14 protein-coding genes are annotated in these 18,181 nt (G+C 69.5%); 11 read left to right on the top strand and 3 right to left on the bottom strand.

Annotated features, from left to right (window positions below; translation table 11 throughout):
- Positions 1 to 57: 57 nt before the first annotated feature.
- Positions 58 to 2,805 carry a pyruvate dehydrogenase (acetyl-transferring), homodimeric type gene (gene aceE / locus AB0C62_RS40145; RefSeq protein WP_362981998.1) on the bottom strand — a complete coding sequence of 916 codons (2,748 nt, stop codon included), beginning with the start codon at positions 2,803 to 2,805 and terminating at the stop codon, positions 58 to 60.
- 467 nt (positions 2,806 to 3,272) lie between these two features.
- Here aceE and AB0C62_RS40150 point away from each other — a divergent pair, with 467 nt between their 5' ends.
- From AB0C62_RS40150 to AB0C62_RS40175, 6 genes are all read left to right on the top strand, one after another.
- Entirely contained in the window at positions 3,273 to 3,701 is a 429-nt protein-coding gene (locus AB0C62_RS40150) for a DUF3052 domain-containing protein (RefSeq protein WP_081217087.1), read from the top strand.
- 206 nt (positions 3,702 to 3,907) lie between these two features.
- The gene (locus AB0C62_RS40155; protein WP_362982000.1) at positions 3,908 to 4,366 is read left to right on the top strand and encodes a peroxiredoxin; all 459 of its coding nucleotides are present in this window, start codon (positions 3,908 to 3,910) and stop codon (positions 4,364 to 4,366) included.
- 114 nt (positions 4,367 to 4,480) lie between these two features.
- The gene (locus tag AB0C62_RS40160; RefSeq protein WP_081217085.1) at positions 4,481 to 5,056 is read left to right on the top strand and encodes a TerD family protein; all 576 of its coding nucleotides are present in this window, start codon (positions 4,481 to 4,483) and stop codon (positions 5,054 to 5,056) included.
- Positions 5,057 to 5,156: 100 nt separating this feature from the next.
- Complete coding sequence (locus AB0C62_RS40165) at positions 5,157 to 5,732, top strand: TerD family protein (protein WP_081217084.1); 576 nt, start codon at positions 5,157 to 5,159, stop codon at positions 5,730 to 5,732.
- Between the two features lie 134 nt (positions 5,733 to 5,866).
- Positions 5,867 to 7,015 (top strand): DUF475 domain-containing protein, encoded by a 1,149-nt coding sequence (locus AB0C62_RS40170; RefSeq protein ID WP_164375638.1) that lies wholly within the window; start codon positions 5,867 to 5,869, stop codon positions 7,013 to 7,015.
- 122 nt (positions 7,016 to 7,137) lie between these two features.
- Positions 7,138 to 7,875, top strand: coding sequence for a Tellurium resistance (locus AB0C62_RS40175; protein WP_164375639.1), 738 nt, complete (start codon positions 7,138 to 7,140; stop codon positions 7,873 to 7,875).
- Positions 7,876 to 7,944: 69 nt separating this feature from the next.
- On the opposite strand, the gene AB0C62_RS40180 is transcribed toward AB0C62_RS40175, so the two are convergent.
- Positions 7,945 to 8,841, bottom strand: coding sequence for a TerD family protein (locus AB0C62_RS40180; RefSeq protein WP_362982002.1), 897 nt, complete (start codon positions 8,839 to 8,841; stop codon positions 7,945 to 7,947).
- 194 nt (positions 8,842 to 9,035) lie between these two features.
- Here AB0C62_RS40180 and AB0C62_RS40185 point away from each other — a divergent pair, with 194 nt between their 5' ends.
- The 3 genes from AB0C62_RS40185 to AB0C62_RS40195 all read left to right on the top strand — a co-directional run bounded on the left by AB0C62_RS40185 (position 9,036) and on the right by AB0C62_RS40195 (position 13,626).
- Positions 9,036 to 10,205: an HpcH/HpaI aldolase/citrate lyase family protein gene (locus tag AB0C62_RS40185; protein WP_362982004.1), complete on the top strand. Its 1,170-nt coding sequence runs from the start codon at positions 9,036 to 9,038 to the stop codon at positions 10,203 to 10,205.
- 155 nt (positions 10,206 to 10,360) lie between these two features.
- Positions 10,361 to 12,799, top strand: coding sequence for a phosphoribosyltransferase (locus AB0C62_RS40190; RefSeq protein WP_362982035.1), 2,439 nt, complete (start codon positions 10,361 to 10,363; stop codon positions 12,797 to 12,799).
- Positions 12,799 to 13,626, top strand: coding sequence for an HAD family hydrolase (locus AB0C62_RS40195; RefSeq protein WP_362982006.1), 828 nt, complete (start codon positions 12,799 to 12,801; stop codon positions 13,624 to 13,626). The genes AB0C62_RS40190 and AB0C62_RS40195 overlap by 1 nt, the downstream gene beginning before the upstream one ends.
- Positions 13,627 to 13,854: 228 nt before the next feature.
- Here AB0C62_RS40195 and AB0C62_RS40200 read toward each other — a convergent pair whose 3' ends face one another.
- Complete coding sequence (locus tag AB0C62_RS40200; RefSeq protein WP_081217078.1) at positions 13,855 to 14,082, bottom strand: zinc ribbon domain-containing protein; 228 nt, start codon at positions 14,080 to 14,082, stop codon at positions 13,855 to 13,857.
- 381 nt (positions 14,083 to 14,463) lie between these two features.
- Between AB0C62_RS40200 and AB0C62_RS40205 the strand changes: the two genes are divergently transcribed.
- Both AB0C62_RS40205 and AB0C62_RS40210 read left to right on the top strand, forming a co-directional pair.
- Positions 14,464 to 16,503: a transglycosylase domain-containing protein gene (locus AB0C62_RS40205; protein WP_362982008.1), complete on the top strand. Its 2,040-nt coding sequence runs from the start codon at positions 14,464 to 14,466 to the stop codon at positions 16,501 to 16,503.
- 93 nt (positions 16,504 to 16,596) lie between these two features.
- Positions 16,597 to 17,898, top strand: coding sequence for a hypothetical protein (locus tag AB0C62_RS40210; RefSeq protein ID WP_362982010.1), 1,302 nt, complete (start codon positions 16,597 to 16,599; stop codon positions 17,896 to 17,898).
- Positions 17,899 to 18,181: the final 283 nt, after the last annotated feature.

The following is an 18,181-nucleotide window of genomic DNA, read 5'->3' on the forward strand; positions in this document are numbered from 1 at the left end:
GGCGGGCCCCACGGCCCGCCGCCCCTCCCTTCCGTACGAACGCTTCCGTACGAACGGCTACGCGTCCCCGCCCGCCGCCCCCGGGTCCGCCGCGGTCACGTCCAGGAGCTGGTAGCGGTCGACGGCCTGCTTCAGGACCGACCGGTCCACCTTGCCCTCACGGGCCAGCTCGGTCAGCACCGCGACCACGATCGACTGCGCGTCGATGTGGAAGAACCGGCGGGCCGCGCCGCGCGTGTCCGCGAAGCCGAAGCCGTCCGCGCCCAGGGACTGGTAGGTGCCGGGCACCCAGCGCGCGATCTGGTCCGGGACCGAGCGCATCCAGTCCGAGACGGCGACGAACGGGCCCTGGGAGTCGGACAGCTTGCGCGTCACGTACGGGACGCGCTGCTCCTCCTCGGGGTGCAGCAGGTTGTGCCGCTCCACGTCGACGGCCTCGCGCCGCAGCTCGTTCCAGGAGGTCGCCGACCAGACGTCCGCCCGGACGTTCCACTCCTCGGCGAGGATCCGCTGGGCCTCGACGGCCCACGGGACGGCGACACCGGAGGCGAGGATCTGCGCCGGGATGGTGCCCGACGTGCCCGCGGCGTAGCGGTGGATGCCCTTGAGGATGCCCTCGGCGTCCACGTTCTCCGGCTCGGCCGGGTGCTGGATCGGCTCGTTGTAGACGGTGAGGTAGTAGAAGACGTCCTCGCCGTGCGGGTGCTCCTCGGTCGAGCCGTACATCCGGCGCAGGCCGTCCTGCACGATGTGCGCGATCTCGAAGCCGAACGCCGGGTCGTAGGCCACACAGCCCGGGTTGGTCGAGGCGAGCAGCTGCGAGTGGCCGTCCGCGTGCTGCAGACCCTCACCGGTCAGTGTCGTACGCCCGGCGGTCGCGCCCAGGACGAAACCGCGCGCCAACTGGTCGGCCATCTGCCAGAACTGGTCGCCGGTGCGCTGGAAACCGAACATCGAGTAGAAGACGTAGACCGGGATGAGTGGCTCGCCGTGGGTCGCGTACGCAGAGCCCGCCGCGATCAGCGACGCCGTGCAACCGGCCTCCGAGATGCCGTCGTGCAGCATCTGGCCGGTCGGCGACTCCTTGTAGGCGAGCAGCAGTTCACGGTCCACCGACTCGTACTGCTGGCCGAGCGGGTTGTAGATCTTCGCACTCGGGAAGAACGAGTCCATGCCGAACGTGCGGTACTCGTCGGGCGCGATCAGCACGAACCGCCTGCCGATCTCCTTGTCCCGCATGAGGTCCTTGAGGAGTCGCACAAAGGCCATGGTCGTCGCGATGGACTGCTGACCCGAGCCCTTCTTCACACTCGCGTACGTCTTGTCCTCGGGCAGCGCCAGGGGCTTCGACCGCACGACACGCGTCGGGACGTACCCGCCGAGCCCCTTGCGGCGGTCGTGCATGTACTGGATCTCCTCGGAGTTCCGGCCCGGGTGGTAGTACGGCGGCGCGCCGTCCTCCAGCTCCTTGTCGGAGATCGGCAGGTGCAGCCGGTCGCGGAAGCCCTTGAGGTCGGCGACCGTCAGCTTCTTCATCTGGTGCGTGGCGTTGCGGCCCTCGAAGTTCGGCCCGAGCGTCCAGCCCTTGACCGTCTGCGCGAGGATCACCGTCGGCTGGCCCGCGTGCGTCTTGGCCGCCGAGAACGCCGCGTAGATCTTCTTGTGGTCGTGTCCGCCGCGGCCCAGGTGCAGGATCTGGTCGTCGGTCATGTTCTCGACCATGGCGCGCAGCCGGTGGTCGTCGCCGAAGAAGTGGTCGCGGATGTACGCACCCGTCTCCGTGGCGTACGTCTGGAACTGACCGTCCGGCGTCGTGTTCAGCCGGTTGACCAGCACCCCGTCGCGGTCCTGCGCGAGCAGCGGGTCCCAGGTGCGGTCCCAGACAAGCTTGATCACGTTCCAGCCGGCGCCGCGGAACTGCGACTCCAGCTCCTGGACGATCTTGCCGTTGCCGCGCACCGGGCCGTCGAGGCGCTGGAGGTTGCAGTTGACGACGAAGGTCAGGTTGTCCAGGCCCTCGCGCGCCGCGATCGACAGCTGGCCGAGCGACTCCGGCTCGTCCATCTCGCCGTCGCCGAGGAACGCCCAGACGTGGGACTTGGAGGTGTCGGCGATGCCGCGCGCCTCCATGTAGCGGTTCATCCGCGCCTGGAAGATCGCGCCGAGCGGGCCGAGGCCCATCGAGACGGTCGGGAACTCCCAGAAGTCCGGCATCAGCCGCGGGTGCGGATACGAGGACAGCCCGTAGGGCGCCTTCGACTTCTCCTGGCGGAACGCGTCGAGCTGCTGCTCGGAGAGCCGGTCCAGGAGGAACGCGCGGGCGTAGATGCCCGGCGAGGCGTGTCCCTGGAAGAAGATCTGGTCGCCGCCGTCGCCCTCGTCCTTGCCGCGGAAGAAGTGGTTGAAACCGACGTCGTAGAGCGAGGCGGAGGAGGCGAAGGTCGCGATGTGGCCGCCCACGCCGATGCCGGGGCGCTGCGCCCGGGAGACCATCACGGCCGCGTTCCAGCGGGTCGCGTTCAGGACCTTGCGCTCGATCTCCTCGTTGCCGGGGAAGAACGGCTCGTCCTTGGTGGCGATCGTGTTGACGTAGTCCGTGCTGCGCATCTCGGGCACGGCCACGCGCTTCTCGCGGGCCCGCTCGATCAGCCGCAGCATCAGATAGCGGGCGCGCTCACGGCCGCGCTGGTCGACGGCGGCGTCGAGGGAGTCGAGCCACTCCTGAGTCTCCTCAGGGTCGAAGTCCGGGACCTGGCTGGGAAGGCCGCCAATGATGACCGGGTTGCGATCGGATCCGGAAGCCACGCTGTTCCTTCGCTGTCAGAGGGCTGTCTGCGGTGGGTTTCCCCTGTATCTGCACCGTTCCCCATCGTGTACCTCGGGAACGCATACGTCATCTCTACTTAGGGGTAACCGAGACGCTCGTGCAGACCGCTGGGACGGCCCCGACCAAAACGCAACGATACGCTCAGTACGTGACGCGTTCCGCAAAGCCGTTCGGTTCTCGTAGGCTCCAAGGGTTCCGAAGTTCATAAATGGGGCAGAAGGGTGTGGTGCGCGTCACGCGGCCTGATGAAGGCCCACCGGGAGTTGCGTCGGCACTGCCAGGATCGTCACCGTTTCGGCGGTCTCGACGGCCGGGTACTTGCGCGATCCGCTCCGCCCGTGTGGACTACGGCCAATGCTTCGCGCACGCGCGTGGCTGAGACTCCCCCGAACTCTGGACGAGCGGGGGGAGACCCCAATCCCGAAACATGATCAGGAGGCAAGCCGTGAGCGCGACCGCGGACCACGCGGAGGAGCGGACCAACCCGGCCGCCAGGCTGGGGTTCGAGCCCGGACAGGTGGTCCAGGAGATCGGCTTCGACGACGACGTTGACCACGAGCTCCGTGAAGGCATCGAATCGCTGATCGGCCAGGATCTGGTCGACGAGGACTACGACGACGTCGCTGACGTGGTGCTGTTGTGGTTCCGGGACGAGGACGGCGATCTCACGGACGCACTGGTGGACGTCATCGGTCTCCTTGAGGACGGCGGCATGATCTGGCTGCTGACCCCGAAGACCGGCAGGGACGGTTACGTCGAGCCCAGCGACATCAGTGATGCCGCACAGACAGCCGGCCTCTCCCAGACGAAGAGCATCTCCGTCGGCAAGGAGTGGTCGGGCACCCGCCTGGCCACCCCCAAGTCGAAGCGCTGAGCTGCAGCCCCGTCTGCAAGCAGAGCATCCGTGAGGCCCCCGCCGAGCCACCTCGGCGGGGGCCTCACGCTTGCCCCGGACCACCCGGGTGGCGTCCGTCCGCCCGTCCCGCGGGTCACCCGGCGGGGCCGCACCGGGGCCGGGCGGCGATCACTGCGTACGCTGGTCGTCACCCGAACAGACCCTTGGAAGGGAAGCGAGTGAGCATGACCGTCGACGTCGGCACCAAGGCCCCGGACTTCGAGCTGAAGGACAACCACGGAGCCACCGTGAAGCTCTCGGACTTCCGTGGCGAGAAGAACGTGGTGCTGCTCTTCTACCCCTTCGCCTTCACCGGGGTGTGCACCGGCGAGCTGTGCTCCCTGCGTGACAACCTGCCGCAGTTCACCGAGCGCGACACCCAGCTGCTCGCCGTCTCCAACGACTCCATCCACACCCTGCGCGTCTTCGCCGAGCAGGAGGGCCTGGAGTACCCGCTGCTGTCGGACTTCTGGCCGCACGGCAACGTCTCGCGCGCCTACGGCGTCTTCGACGAGGACAAGGGCTGCGCGGTGCGCGGCACGTTCGTCATCGACAAGGAGGGCGTGGTCCGCTGGACCGTCGTCAACGCCCTGCCCGACGCGCGTGACCTGAACGAGTACGTCAAGGCGCTCGACACCCTGTGATTCTTCGGTTCCAAGCCCTGCGGGGCACGGGAACCCGTCACTAGGATCGGATCGTTGATCCGATACCAACGCACCTACGGGGCGCCCCGCCCCTGAACACCATTGGGAGGACTCGTGGGAGTCAGCCTCAGCAAGGGCGGCAACGTTTCGCTGTCGAAGGAGGCCCCGGGACTGACCGCGGTCATCATCGGTCTGGGGTGGGACGTCCGCACCACCACCGGCACGGACTTCGACCTCGACGCCAGCGCCCTGCTCACGAACGACCAGGGAAAGGTCTCCGGCGACCAGAACTTCGTGTTCTTCAACAACCTGAAGAGCCCGGACGGCTCGGTCGAGCACACCGGTGACAACACCACCGGCGAGGGCGAGGGCGACGACGAGCAGATCAAGGTCAACCTCGCCACCGTCCCGGCCGACGTCCAGAAGATCGTCTTCCCGGTCTCGATCTACGACGCCGAGAACCGCCAGCAGTCCTTCGGCCAGGTCCGCAACGCGTTCATCCGCGTGGTGAACCAGGCGGGCGGCGCGGAGATCGCCCGCTACGACCTCTCCGAGGACGCCTCGACGGAGACCGCGATGGTCTTCGGCGAGCTCTACCGCAACGGCGCGGAGTGGAAGTTCCGCGCCATCGGCCAGGGCTACGCCTCGGGCCTGCGCGGCATCGCGCAGGACTTCGGCGTCAACGTCTGAGCCCTCGGGCCTCAGCCGTCCGGCCCGGCGCCGCACCCCTTCGGTGCGGCGCCGGGCCTGCTGTACCAAGTGAAGATCGACCTCGGGGAGGACCAGCATCATGGGTGTCACGCTCGCCAAGGGGGGCAATGTCTCCCTCTCGAAGGCCGCGCCGAACCTCACACAGGTGATGATCGGGCTCGGCTGGGACGCACGCTCCACGACCGGAGCCGACTTCGACCTCGACGCCAGCGCCCTGCTGTGCAACGGCGGCCGGGTGCTCGGGGACGAATGGTTCATCTTCTACAACCAGCTCAAGAGCCCGGACGGCTCGGTCGAGCACACCGGTGACAACCTCACGGGTGAGGGCGAGGGTGACGACGAGTCGATCCTCATCGACCTCTCCAAGGTGCCGGCCAACGTCGACAAGATCGTCTTCCCGGTCTCCATCCACGACGCGGACAACCGCGGCCAGACCTTCGGCCAGGTCAGCAACGCCTTCATCCGTGTCGTGAACCAGGCCGACGGCCAGGAGCTCGCCCGCTACGACCTGTCCGAGGACGCCTCGACGGAGACGGCGATGATCTTCGGCGAGGTCTACCGCTACAACGCCGAGTGGAAGTTCCGCGCGGTCGGCCAGGGCTACGCGTCGGGGCTGCGGGGCATCGCCCTCGACTTCGGGGTGAATGTTTCCTAGGCCCACCTGTTTCGGTCGAAGGCGGCCCTCTACACTTCGTGGTCAACAGTAGGTAAAGACGAGTGCGGCGCGGGGGAAGCCCTCCTCCGAGCGACCGCTGGGGGTGCCCCCACCACACGATGATTGGGTAGCCAGTGCTTCTGAAAACCTTCGGCTGGTCGTTCGCGATTACCGCGCTCGGTCTGGTCGCAGCGGCCTTCTACGGGGGGTGGACCGCCTTCGGCATCGTGGCGATCCTGGCCGTCCTGGAGATCTCGCTGTCCTTCGACAACGCGGTGGTCAACGCCGGAATCCTGAAGAAGATGAGTGCCTTCTGGCAGAAGATCTTCCTCACGGTCGGTGTCCTGATCGCCGTCTTCGGCATGCGCCTGGTGTTCCCCGTCGTCATCGTCGCCATCAGCGCCAAGATCGGCCCGATCGACGCGGTCGATCTGGCGCTGAACGACAAGGACCAGTACCAGCAGCTGGTGACCGACGCCCACCCGTCGATCGCCGCCTTCGGTGGCATGTTCCTGCTGATGATCTTCCTCGACTTCATCTTCGAGGACCGGGACATCCAGTGGCTGCGCTGGATCGAGCGCCCGCTCGCCAAGCTCGGCAAGGTCGACATGCTGTCGGTCTGCATCGCCCTGATCGTCCTGCTCATCACGTCCTTCACCTTCGCGGTCAACGCCCACCAGCACGGTGGCGGGCACGCCGACAAGGCGCAGACGGTGCTGATCTCCGGCATCGCCGGCCTGATCACGTACATGGTCGTCGGCGGCCTCTCCGGCTACTTCGAGGACCGTCTCGAAGAGGAGGAGGAGCGCGCCCACGAGGAAGAGGAGGAGGCCGAGCGGAGCGGCAAGAAGAAGCCGGCCGTCGTCCTCGCGGGCCAGGCCGCGTTCTTCATGTTCCTGTACCTGGAAGTGCTGGACGCGTCCTTCTCCTTCGACGGAGTCATCGGCGCCTTCGCCATCACCAACGACATCGTGCTGATGGCGCTGGGTCTCGGTATCGGCGCCATGTACGTCCGGTCGCTCACCGTCTACCTGGTCCGCCAGGGCACCCTCGACGACTACGTCTACCTGGAGCACGGCGCGCACTACGCGATCGGCGCCCTCTCGGTGATCCTCCTGGTCACCATCCAGTACCAGATCAACGAGGTCATCACCGGCCTCGTCGGTGTCGTCCTGATCGCCTGGTCCTTCTGGTCCTCCGTGCGCCGGAACAAGGCGCTCGCCGAGGCCGAGGGAAAAGCCCCGACCTCGGACGAGAAGGCTGAGGTCTCGTCCGGGGTGTGACACCCCTCCGCCGTCCGGGGTGTGACACGGCCCCGGTTGAGGAACGCTTTGAGCGGGGCGGCCGTAGAGGACAGGTCCTCTACGGCCGCCCCGCCGCATACCGAGGAACGTGGGGGGCGGAAATGGGCATCTGGCAGGACCTGTGGCGGGGGCGCTCGGCGGACTTCGACTCCGGCAGCGCGGCCACCAACTCCATCGAGCTGACCAAGCGCAACCACACGGTCTCGCTCACCAAGCAGGGCGCGGCCACCGGCAACCTGCGCATCAACCTGTCCTGGCGGATGCGCACCTCCGACATCGGCGGGCCGCAGCGCGAGAGCCTGCTGCGCCACCCCTTCCGCACCTTCAAACCGGAAGTGGTCCAGGCGCACACCCAGAGCATGGTGAACGTCGACCTCGACCTCGGGGTCATGTACGAGCTGACGGACGGCACCAAGGGCGTCGTCCAGCCGCTCGGCGGTTTCCTCGGCGAGCTCAACGGCCCGCCGTTCGTGAAGCTCAGTGGGGACGACCGCTTCGGGTCGGGCTCGGGCGAGACGGCCTTCGTCAACCTCGACCACCGCGACGACATCAAACGGCTGCTGGTCTTCGTCTACATCTACGACCAGACCCCGGCCTTCGACCGTACCCACGCCATCATCACGCTCTACCCCAGCAACGGCCCGCGCATCGAGATCGGCCTCGACGAACGCCATCCGCAGGCCCGCTCCTGCGCCGTCGTCATGATCGAGAACAACAAGGGTGAGCTGACCGTGCGCCGCGAGGTGAAGTTCGTGTACGGCTTCCAGGCCGAACTCGACCGCCTCTACGGCTGGGGCCTCCAATGGGGCCGCGGCTACAAGTCGAAGGTCGAGCGTTAGGGCCTGAACCGAGCGTCAGGCCCCCAGGACGTCCCGGGCCCCGCGGTGGGGCCGACGACGCTGCCGGGCTCAGCGGCCGATGAACTGCGGCCCCTGCGGCGGCAGCCGGAAGTCCGGGTCCGGCCCCGCGCCCACGGCCTGCGGGAAGCCGTACGCGGGCGGCGCGGCGGGCGCGGTCTGGGGCTGCGGGTACCCGTAGGCGGACTGGCCGCCCTGCTGCGGGTAGCCGTACGCCGGCTCCGTCAGGGCCGCCGCGGCCGGCTGCGGATAGCCGTACGCGGGCTGCTGCGGCACCGGGGCCGGCTGCTGGGGGAGCGGCGGGACCTGCTCGGGCGGCAGCGGCACCGAGGTCTCCGGAGTGCCGGCGGGCGCCGCCCAGGTGCTCGCCTCCGGCGCGGAACCGGCCGCGGCGGCCGCCGCCTCGGACTCGTCCACCGAGATCCCGAAATCGGTCGCGAGACCGACCAGACCGTTCGAATAGCCCTCGCCGAGCGCCCGGAACTTCCAGCCCTCACCGCGCCGGTACAGCTCGCCGCAGATCAGCGCGGTCTCCGCGCCGGTCTCCGGCCTGACGTCGAAGTACGCCAGCGGTTCACCGTCCGTGACGGCGGCGTCGTACAGCAGAATGCGCAGATCACGTACGCGATCGAAGGTGACGTCGTCAGCCGATGCGACCAGCAGAATCTGTCCGACTCCGGACTCGACACCCGCCAGATCTGTCTGGATCGTGTCGGTGAGGCCCTCGGCACCACGCTTCTTGCCGAGCCGCCACACCTTGCCCGACGGATGGCGGGGCTGGTTGTAGAAGACGAAGTCCTCGTCGGATCGCACACGACCGTCGGGGCCGAGGAGCAGCGCCGAGACATCGACATCGGGGACACCCTGCCCGGGCGTCCAGCACAGGACGGCGCGCACCGCTGTGGCGTCCAGCGGGACGTTCGACCCCTTCAGCATCGCGTGCGTCATGCGGCCATCCTGCCCTCTCGGTCCTGGTCACGACAATGCGGGGTCGACCCGGAACCGGCGAGTGTTGGACACGGCCGAGTTACCTGAACTTCACGCCCGGTGGGAACCCCTGACATTGATCCATACGTACTATTACCGGCCACATCACATCCGGCCCAGCAGCCGCAACCCACGAGCCGCCACGGGGGAGTCTCATGCGTCATTTCGGTCACATCACCCCGGAAGAGCGGCAGCGTCTCTTCCACCGGGAGCCCGGCGCCTTCTGTGCCGACTCACCGGCCCGAGTGCTCGCCGCCGCCCTGGGGGCGACGCTGTACAGCCCGGCCACTCGTCCCCAGCTCGCCGACGACATCGTCAAGCAGACCACGCGGGGCGTGGTCTCGATGGTGCTGTGCCTGGAGGACTCGATCGACGACTCCGAGGTCGTCGGTGCCGAGGAGAACCTGGTCCGCCAGTTCACCGACCTCGCCGCCCGCCCCGACGTCGGAGAGCCCCCGCTGCTGTTCGTGCGGGTCCGCCACCCCGAACAGATCCCCGACCTCGTGCGGCGCCTCGGCCCCGCCGTCCGGCTGCTGTCCGGATTCGTGATGCCGAAGTTCACCGAGGAACGCGGCATGCCGTTCCTGGAGGCACTCGCCTCCGCCGAGGCCTCCAGCGGCCGGCGGCTCTTCGCCATGCCGGTCCTGGAGTCCCCCGAGCTGCTCTACCGGGAGTCACGCGTGGAGACCCTGGAGGGCATCTCCCGCGCCGTCGACAAGTACCGCGACCGCGTCCTCGCCCTGCGCCTCGGCGTCACGGACTTCTGCTCCTCGTACGGGCTGCGCCGGGCCCCCGACATGACGGCGTACGACGTGCAGGTGGTCGCCTCCGTGATCGCCGACGTGGTGAACATGCTGGGCCGGGCGGACGGCACCGGCTTCACCGTGACCGGACCGGTGTGGGAGTACTTCCGGGTCCAGGAGCGCATGTTCAAGCCGCAGCTGCGCCGCAGCCCCTTCCTGGAGGGGCAGGCGGAGGAGCTGCGCGAGACACTGATCGAGCACGCCATGGACGGTCTGCTGCGCGAGATCGCTCTCGACCAGGCCAACGGCCTGATGGGCAAGACCTGCATCCACCCGTCGCACGTGCTGCCCGTGCACGCGCTGTCCGTGGTCAGTCACGAGGAGTTCAGTGACGCGCAGGACATCCTGCGGCCCGAGCGCGGCGGCGGAGGCGTCCTGAGGTCGGCGTACACGAACAAGATGAACGAGGTGAAGCCGCATCGCGCCTGGGCGGAGCGCACCCTGCTGCGCGCCGAGGTCTTCGGGGTCGCCCACGAGGACATCGGCTTCGTCGAGCTGCTCACCGCCGGACTGCCCGAGTGACGCGGCCCGGCCGGGCGACCTGGAAACCGATCACCGAGGACTCGATGAACACCCCTGCGCAGGACCCGAACGACCCCGCACGCCCGGCCGAGCCGGACGTGCCGGACCTGCCGCCCGGGGCGAGCGCCCCGGGCGGCGCGCAGGGCCAGGGCGCCGTGCCTGACGCGCCCTGGACGGGCTCCTGGGTCGCCGAGCGGCTCGGTGTCGAACTCGTCGGCGACGAGAGACTGAGCGGGATGCTCGGTCTGGCGCTCCGGCGCAACCCCAAGCGCGCCCACCTGCTCGTGTCGAACGTGCTCGGCAAGCACGTGCCGCAGTCGCCCTCCGTCGTGCACGGCCAGGGGGTCGCCCTGGGCCGGCGCGTGCGCGACCTGCTCGGCACCGAGGAGGCCCGCGAGGCCGTCGTCCTCGGGTACGCCGAGACGGCCACCGGGCTCGGCCACTCGGTCGCGGACGGGGTGGGCGTCGCCCCCTACCTCCACTCCACCCGCCGCCCCGTCCCGGGTGTCGCGCGGGCCGGCGGTTTCGAGGAGGCCCACTCGCACGCCACCTCGCACCTGCTCCTCCCCGAGCACCCGGACCTGCTCGCGGGCCCCGGACCGCTGATCCTCGTCGACGACGAGTTCTCCACCGGCAACACCGTCCTCAACACGATCCGCGACCTCCACGAGCGCTACCCGCGGGAGCGGTACGTCGTGGTCGCGCTCGTCGACATGCGGTCGGAGGCCGACCTGGCCCGCTTCGAGCGGTTCGCCGCCGAGATCGGCGCCCGCGTCGACCTGATCGCGGCCGCCTCGGGCACGGTGCGCCTGCCCGAGGGCGTCCTGGAGAAGGGGCAGGCGCTGGTCGCCGAGCACGAGCGGGAGGCGTCGGACGCCCCCGCCGCCGGGAGCGCCGGCCGGGCCGTGCGCGTCGAGCTGGGCTGGCCCCGCGGCCTCCCGGACGGCGGCCGGCACGGATTCACGCCGGGCCAGCGCATACGCCTGGACGGCGCCCTGCCCTCCATGGCCGCCCGGCTCGCCGAAGCCCTGCCGGACGACGCCCGCCGCGTGCTGGTGCTCGGCTTCGAGGAGCTGATGTACGCGCCGCTGCGCCTCGCCCGCGAGCTGGAGCAGGTGGTGCCCGCCGAGGTGCGCTTCTCCACGACGACCCGGTCCCCGGTCCTCGCGCTCGACGACCCCGGCTACGCGATCCGCAGCCGCATCGTCTTCCCGGCGCACGACGAGCCGGACGACGGCCCCGGCCCCCGCTTCGCCTACAACGTCGCGGGCGGCGCCTTCGACGCCGTCGTGGCGGTCGTCGACTCCACGGCCGACACCCCCGCACTGCACGCCCCCGACGGCCTGTTGGCCCGGCTCGCGGCGCACACCCCGAGCGTCCTGCTCGCCGTCGTCCCGTCGTACGTCCCCGCACGGCCGTCCACCGAAAGGCCCTCCATGCTGCCCGAGCCCCTCCGCGGCCCCGCCTTCTCCTCGTACGCCCCCGACGAGGTCGGCTGGCTGCTGCAGGACCTGTCGGACGTGACGCTGGAGGCGCCGACCGAGGAGCGCGAGGAGGCCATCCAGAGCGGCGGCGCCCACTACGCGGAGTCGCTGCCGGTCGAGTACCAGCCGAGCACCCAGTACCAGGACCTGTTCCACGCGGCCCTCACCACCTCGGCCGCCCGGATCGCCGAGGCCGTCGGCGCGGTCACCGAGGTCGTCCTCGCCGAGCGCTCCCCGCGCCCCGTCCTCGTCTCCCTGGCCCGCGCCGGCACACCCGTCGGCGTCCTGATGCGCCGCTGGGCCCAGCACCAGCACGGCCTGGACCTGCCGCACTACGCCGTCTCCATCGTCCGCGGCCGCGGCATCGACGCCAACGCGCTGCGGTACCTCGCCGCCCACCACGACCCGGCCGACGTCGTGTTCGTCGACGGCTGGACGGGCAAGGGCGCCATCACCCGCGAACTCGCCGACGCCATCGAGGAGTTCGAGCAGGCCGAGGGCGTATCCGGCTTCGACCCGGAGATCGCGGTGCTCGCCGACCCCGGCTCGTGCGTGCGGACGTACGGCACCCGCGAGGACTTCCTCATCCCCTCCGCCTGCCTCAACTCCACGGTCTCCGGGCTCATATCGCGTACGGTGCTGCGCTCCGACCTGGTCGGCGAACACGACTTCCACGGCGCGAAGTTCTACCGTGAACTCGCCGGATCCGACGTCTCCGTCGAGTTCCTGGACGTCGTCGCCGCCCACTTCCCCGATGTCGCCGAGGCGGCCCGCGACCGGGCGAAGGAACTGCTCGCCGCCGACCGTACCCCCACCTGGGAGGGCTGGGCCGCGGTCGAGCGCATCAGCGAGGAGTACGGCATCCACGACGTCAACCTCGTCAAGCCGGGCGTCGGCGAGACCACCCGGGTCCTGCTCCGCCGGGTTCCCTGGAAGATACTGGCGCGCGCCGGAGCGGGCGCCGACCTCGACCACGTCCGGCTGCTCGCCGGACAGCGCGGGGTGCCCGTCGAGGAGGTCGGCGAACTCCCCTACACCTGTGTGGGGTTGATCCACCCGAAGTTCACGCGCGGCGCGACCGGTGCCGACGGCAAGGCGGTGACCGCCTGATGTCCGCGCCCAAGGTGCTCGTCGCCAGCGACCTCGACCGCACGCTCATCTACTCCTCGGCCGCCCTCGCGCTGACCATGCCGGACGCGCGGGCGCCCCGGCTGCTCTGCGTCGAGGTGCACGAGAGCAAGCCGCTGTCCTACATGACGGAGACGGCCGCCGGGCTGCTCACCGAACTCGGCGACCTCGCGCACTTCGTGCCCACCACGACCCGCACCCGCAAGCAGTACCAGCGCATCAACCTGCCCGGCCCCGCTCCCGAGTTCGCGATCTGCGCCAACGGCGGACACCTGCTCGTCGACGGGGTCTCCGACCTCGACTGGCACCGGAGCGTCACGGACCGGCTCGCCTCCGAGTGCGCGCCGCTCGCGGAGATCCGGGAGCACCTCGCGAACACCGCGGACCCGGTCTGGGTGCGCAAGCACCGGATCGCCGAGGACCTGTTCGCCTACCTGGTGGTGGAGCGGGAACTGCTCCCCGAGCAGTGGGTGAAGGACCTGGCCGTCTGGGCGGAGAACCGCGGCTGGACGGTCTCGCTGCAGGGCCGCAAGATCTACGCCGTGCCGAAGCCGCTCACCAAGAGCGCGGCCGTGCGGGAGGTCGCCCGCCGCACCGGCGCCGTCCTCACCCTGGGCGCCGGTGACTCGCTGCTCGACGCGGATCTGCTGCTCGTCGCGGACCGCGGCTGGCGGCCGGGTCACGGCGAACTCGCCGAAGCGGACTGGACGGCACCGGCGATCACCGCGCTGCCCGAGCGGGGCGTCGCGGCGGGGGAGCGGATCCTCCGCGAGTTCGTGCACGCCTGCGCCGCACCCGAACTCGCCTGATACGTGACGATGTGCCCCGGACCGTCCGGTCCGGGGCACACCCGTGTCGTACGGCCCTGGGTGCACCCGTGTCGAACGCGCCGTCCGAGGCATACGGAAGGCCCTCGAGGGTCGACAGCGCCCGAATGAAACCGAGATGGACGGTTTGTCGGATCCGAACGTGCCGCGTCTCACATCGCGGCGCACGCTTCGGGCATACCTGAAGATCTCCTGAGAAATCTCCCCGGGTCAGCCGCAGCAGCCTCCGCCGCAACATCCGCCTCCGCCGCCGCCCGCACCGGGTGCGGGGGCCGGCGCGGACGCCGAACCGCCGGTGGCGACGGCGACCGTCGACAGGAGTTTGACCGTGTCGTCGTGACCGGCCGGGCAGGCCGCCGGAGCGGCCGATTCGGCCATCGGACGGCTGAGTTCGAAGGTGTCGCCGCAGGTCCGGCAGCGGTACTCGTAGCGAGGCATGCCGACAGGTTAGCCGGAAGAGGCCCGCTTCCGGGGTGTCTCGCGGCCCTGGTTCCCGTCGGTCGCGCGCGCCGCCGACCGACCGTCCGCGACCGGAACGAGGTCGATTCGCGTCCCGCCCGTCCCTCGGCTCCCCTGGCCCCTGTGCTTTTTTGTCTGGTCGCTGATCGAAGCGATCCCTGAGGTCGCTGATAATTTAATAGTGCCGCGACGAGCCGCAAGGTCGGGGATGGGGGGCTCGCAGCCGCGTGAGCGGCCGCTGCATCTACCCGCGCGCGCAATTCAGAAGTGCGGAGGGAGACGCAGTCGTGACCCAGACTTGGCATCGCAACGATGCCCGGCATCCCTTGTCCACGGGCCGCCCGCGCACCGGAGCGCGCCGTGGTTGACCCGATCGGATCGCACCGGCCCGGCGGGACCCGCCGCAAGCCGCAGCCCACCCCGCTGTCCCGGCTGGCCGTCCGCCTCGCACCCCTTGCGCCCCTCGCCCGGCGTCTGAGGCCCGCCTACCCGCGACCGGGCCGGGCCGGCTGGCGACGCTGGATGCCCTCCTGGCGCCAGTGGCTCGGCGCCCTCGCGCTCTCCATCGGCCTGAGCGGCTCGCTGCTGGTCATCGCCTACGCCGCGACGGACATCCCGCAGAACCTCAACACGTACGCGACCCAGCAGGACAACGTCTACTTCTGGGCCGACGGCACCCCCATGGCCCGTACCGGCTGGGTGCGCCGCCAGGCCATGCCGCTCAAGGACATCCCCCCGGACGTCCGCTCGGCCGTCCTCGCGGCGGAGAACGAGAGCTTCTACTCCGACCCCGGAATCTCCGTCAAGGGCATCACCCGCGCCCTGGTGCGCACGGTCGGCCAGGGTGACACCCAGGGCGGCTCCACGATCACCCAGCAGTACGTCAAGAACGTCTACCTGACCCAGAACCGTTCGGTGGGCCGCAAGTTCACCGAGGCCATGATCTCCCTCAAGCTCGACAACAAGATGAGCAAGGACAAGATCCTGGAGGGCTACCTCAACACGAGCTGGTTCGGGCGCGGCACCTACGGCCTCCAGCGGGCCTCCCAGGCCTACTACGGCAAGGACGTGAGCCGCCTCAACGCCAGCGAGGGCGCCTTCCTCGCCTCGCTCCTCAAGGGCGCGGGCCTCTACGACCCCACCCTGAGCACGGCCAACCACAAGCGGGCCGTGGAGCGCTGGTCCTGGATCCTCGACCGGATGGTCAAGACGGGCAAGCTGTCGGCCTCCGAGCGGGCCACGTACACGAAGTTCCCCGAACCGCTCGAGCAGGGCCGGGCGTTCGACACCGGAAAGCAGAGCGACTACCTCGTCGAGCTGGCGACCCAGTACGCCAAGAAGGCCGGGCACATCTCCGACCGGGACTTCGACCTCGGCGGCTACCAGATCTACACGACCTTCGACCGCAAGCGGGAGAAGACGCTCACCGACACCGTGACCGAGGCCCGCGCCAAGGCGAAGAAGGACGACCCGGACACGGCCAAGAACGCCCACTACGGCGCGGCCTCGATCGCCGACGACGGACGGATCCTCGCCGTCTACGGCGGCCCCGACCACCGTACGCAGGGCTACAACGAGTCCAACGCCACCACCGTGCCCGCCGGTTCGGCGTTCCTGCCGTTCGTCTACGCGGCGGGGCTGGAACACGGCGTCCACAAGACCCGCGAGGGCGCGGCCACGCCGGTCACCCCCGAGTCCGTGTACGACGGCGACGACGGCGTCCCGGTCAGCACCCCGGAGGGCCCCTACTGGGACCGAAGCGGCAAGAAGGTCGCCGCCCACAACGACGGCAAGAAGGACCACGGACAGGTCACGCTGCGCCAGGCGCTCGCCTCGTCCGTGAACACCCCGTTCATGCAGCTCGGCATGGACACCGGCCTGGACAAGGTGCGCGCGACCGCCGAGGCGTCGGGCCTGCTCTCCTCCAGCATCGGACCGCAGGTACCCACGCTGTCCCTGGGCAGCTCCACGCCCAGCGCGATCCGCATGGCCAACTCGTACGCCACGTTCGCCGCGGGCGGGACGCACACCGAGCCGTACTCCGTGCGCCGCATCACCCGTAACGGCTACCGCGTCACCCTGGACACCCCGGCGCCCCATCGCGCGATGCGCGCGGAGGTGGCCCGCGAGGTCACGGAGGCGCTCTCCGACTCCTTCCGCACCGCCCACCCGGGCGCGGCACCCACCACGGCACAGGTGGCGGGCAAGAAGGGTACGACGCAGGACGACAAGGCGGCCTGGTATGTCGGCACGAACCGCTCCGTCTCGACCGCGGTGGTCCTCTACCGCATCGACCTGTCCAAGAGCCTCGAACCGCTTCCCCTCGAAGGGATCGCCGGCACACCCGAGACCGACGTCCCGTACGGCATCTGGTCCGGCGCGATGAGCCCGCTGCGCTGACCCCGTCGGCCGGCCGTCCGGACCGGCCCCCTCCGACGGCCGCCGTCCGGCCGCGTCCCCTTCCTCAGACCCCCCTCGCAGAATGTGCCCCGTATGAACTCGAAGCACAGCCGGCGCCGACGCCGGGAGCCCGAACAGCCTTCTGCCGCCACGTCCGCCCGCCAGGGCTTCGCGGCCATGGCGGCGTTCCTCGTCGTCACGTCCCTGACCGCCACCTACCTGGCCCTGAACACGGACAGCACCACACCGGCGGGGTCCGCCGGAGTGCACGCCTCCGACGACGCCGCCAAGGCGAAGAAGGAACCGGCGTGGGACGGAAAGACGAAGATCCTCGGCGACGGCTCCACGTCGTACACCGGCCCGCAGAAGGGCGAGTTGAAGGCCGTACCGCTCAAGCCCGGTGAGAAGCCGCCCCAGTTCGTCGTCTTCTCCTGGGACGGCGCCCTCCAGGGCGACGACAAGCTGTTCTCCCACTACCGGGAGATGGCCGAGCAGTACAACGCCCACATGACGTTCTTCCTGACCGGCATCTACCTGCTGCCCAAGGACAAGAAGTCGCTCTACGAACCTCCGATGCACGATCCGGGCGCGGCGGCGATCAGCTACCCCACCGACGAGCACATCCGCACCACGCTCGCCGAACTCGGCAAGGCGTGGAAGGCGGGCAACGAGATCGGCACCCACTTCAACGGCCACTTCTGCGGCGACAAGGGCGGCGGGGACTGGAGCGTCGAGGAGTGGGAGAGCGAGATCGACCAGTTCTTCTCCTTCGTCGAGAAGTGGAAGACCAACACCGGCTACAGCGATCTGCCGGCGCTCCCCTTCGACCCGGCGAAGGCCATCAGCGGGGGCCGCGCGCCCTGCCTCGAAGGCCAGAAGAACCTGCTCAAGGCGATGAAGGCCACGGCGAAGAAGTACGACTGGCGCTACGACGCCAGCTCGGCCGGGGACTTCCAGATATGGCCCGCCAAGAAGGAGGGCGTCTGGGACTTCCCGCTCCAGATGCTCCCCTACGAGAACGGCAAGTACCAAGGCCTGTCCATGGACTTCAACTTCCTCTACAACCAGTCCGACGGTGAGACCGACGGAGATCCGGCCCAGTACCCGCAGTGGGAGCAGGAGACCGTCAAGTCGTACATGGCCGGTTTCGACCGGGTCTACTACGGCAGCCGCGCACCGCTGTTCATCGGCAACCACTTCGAGGACTGGAACGGCGGCATCTACATGAAGTCCATCGACCAGGTCATCAAGAACGTGTGCACGAAGAAGGGCGTTCGCTGTGTGTCCTTCCGTGAACTGACCGACTGGCTCGACGTGCAGAAGCCGGAGACCCTGGAGCGCCTGCGCAGCCTCGACCCGGCCCAGTCGCCGGACTGGTCGACGGTCGTGAAGTAGCTGGTCGCAACGGCACCCGCGGGGTCGCCGCGGCGACTTGAACATCAACTTACCTCGGACATAAGGGACTCGGTTGCACTCCGGTCCAAGTCTTCGCCAACCCGACACAGGTACGGGGAAGTTGTAAAGGTTCACCCGGGGGTGGGCCGCAGGAGAACGGTCGCGGAGCCCTTCGGAGGGCCGTCGGAGAGCACCGCGTACGGCGCGGGCCGGCGCCCGCGGAATCGCCGTACGGCCCAGGGGGCGGGGTGGGGATGGCCCTGACTCACAGGGGCGGGTCCGC

The organism is Streptomyces sp. NPDC048643, assembly GCF_040650615.1.
Lineage (GTDB): Bacteria > Actinomycetota > Actinomycetes > Streptomycetales > Streptomycetaceae > Streptomyces.

Coding starts and splice junctions, on each gene's coding strand:
- AB0C62_RS40200 (WP_081217078.1), bottom strand. CDS start 14,082: ATGCCTCGCTACGAGTACCGCTGCCGGACCTGCGGCGACACCTTCGAA.
- AB0C62_RS40195 (WP_362982006.1), top strand. CDS start 12,799: ATGTCCGCGCCCAAGGTGCTCGTCGCCAGCGACCTCGACCGCACGCTC.
- AB0C62_RS40175 (WP_164375639.1), top strand. CDS start 7,138: ATGGGCATCTGGCAGGACCTGTGGCGGGGGCGCTCGGCGGACTTCGAC.
- AB0C62_RS40180 (WP_362982002.1), bottom strand. CDS start 8,841: ATGACGCACGCGATGCTGAAGGGGTCGAACGTCCCGCTGGACGCCACA.
- AB0C62_RS40210 (WP_362982010.1), top strand. CDS start 16,597: ATGAACTCGAAGCACAGCCGGCGCCGACGCCGGGAGCCCGAACAGCCT.
- AB0C62_RS40165 (WP_081217084.1), top strand. CDS start 5,157: ATGGGTGTCACGCTCGCCAAGGGGGGCAATGTCTCCCTCTCGAAGGCC.
- AB0C62_RS40185 (WP_362982004.1), top strand. CDS start 9,036: ATGCGTCATTTCGGTCACATCACCCCGGAAGAGCGGCAGCGTCTCTTC.
- AB0C62_RS40155 (WP_362982000.1), top strand. CDS start 3,908: ATGACCGTCGACGTCGGCACCAAGGCCCCGGACTTCGAGCTGAAGGAC.